This is a genomic window from Allomuricauda sp. F6463D, assembly GCF_023015965.1.
Lineage (GTDB): Bacteria > Bacteroidota > Bacteroidia > Flavobacteriales > Flavobacteriaceae > Flagellimonas.
Genome location: NZ_JALKAN010000011.1, coordinates 1 through 1,587, shown reverse-complemented (window position 1 = coordinate 1,587; position 1,587 = coordinate 1). Strand labels below are relative to the sequence as shown.

1 protein-coding gene is annotated in these 1,587 nt (G+C 40.6%); it reads left to right on the top strand.

Annotation, left to right across the window (positions count from 1 at the left end; genetic code table 11):
- A partial coding sequence (locus tag MWU56_RS16425) for a BspA family leucine-rich repeat surface protein (RefSeq protein WP_247046498.1) occupies positions 1-933 on the top strand: 933 nt, incomplete at its 5' end.
- Positions 934-1,587 lie beyond the last annotated feature (654 nt).

The window sequence follows — 1,587 nt, the reverse complement described above, 5'->3', positions numbered from 1 at the left end:
AGCCTTGCCGATGGAAAGGAGCTGGACTTTGAGACCGCAGAAGAACATGTGCTGACCGTAACAGTGACCGATGGCACCGAATCCGTGGATGCAACGATAACGATCACAGTGGTAAATGTCATTGAAAGTATGTTCGAGGATCCGGCATCCTTTATCACCACATGGGAGGTGCCCGAGAACAATTCAATCGTAAGCTTAAATACCAATACAGATTTTGATTACGACTTCACCGTAGACTGGGGCGACGGTACCATAGAGACGGTCACTGATAACAATTTGAGTGGATTTTCCCATGAATACGAAACAGAGGGCACCTATTCAGTGGCCATACAGGGAGATTTTCCGACTATGCGGAAGCCCGATTTTGGTGATACCTTAAAGAGTATTGATCAATGGGGGACTATAGTTTGGAAAACCTTCGCCTTTACATTTGAAGAGTGTATAAACATGGTATATAATGCAATAGATACTCCCAATCTTGAAAATGTGACTAGAATGTCAGGGATGTTTTTTGAGGCAACTTCCTTTAACGGTGATATCAGCGGCTGGGATGTGAGCAATGTCACCCAAATGGATGTAATGTTCTATGGTGCCACCTCTTTTAACCAAGATTTGAGTAACTGGGATGTAAGCTCGGTTACTAGTATGTTTACCATGTTTTTCGAAGCGGAGAGCTTTGATCAAAATCTTGGAGCATGGAATATAAACAGTGTCACCTCAATGAAGAACATGTTTAATGGTTCCGGGCTGTCCCCACAAAATTTCACTGCCACATTGGTGGGATGGGAAGCTGCGGACAACACTCCAGATAATATTACTTTAGGGGCGGATAATATTCAACTTTGTGATCCTGAAGCTGTATTTGCTTATAATACTTTGATCATTGACCACAATTGGGTCATTGACTTTGCGGGCTCAACAAATTGTAATTAAAGACAAACACCTTTTAATATACCTATAGAGCCTTCCGTGCAAACGGGGGGCTTTTTTTGTATTGATGCAATTAGCAATAAACAATTGACAGTAAACAATTGACAATGAACAATAAACAATAAGCAATAAGCAATTTCCATTAATCATTAATCAACGAGCAGTAGGCAGTACTCAGTAGTTTAACTTCGTACATCTGATTTCGTACTTCCAACTTCCGACCATCAACCATCAACCATCAACCATTAACCATTAGCCATCAACCATTAACCAGTAAGCAGTAAGCAGTAGTCAGTAAGCAGTAATCAATTATCAATAGGCAATAAACAAAAAACAAAGAACAATTTCAACTAACCATCAACCATTAACCATTAACCAGTAGTCTAACATCTCACATCTCACATCTAAATATCCCCCGTCAATTAAAAAATGGTATCCATCAACTTAAACAGCGCAGGGATAAGATCGTCCACATAATTTTTTTTGAAATGTCCCATCTTGCCAAGATACTAGTATGTAAAAAGATTTAAATCATGAGAAAATTACCGAACAAATTAGGAACAATAGTAATGGCCCTGGCCCTGTTATGGTCCTGTGGCAAGGACGATGGGCCAAGCGTTGCGAGCAACGAGGCACCTACGATGGCAGATCAGGTCT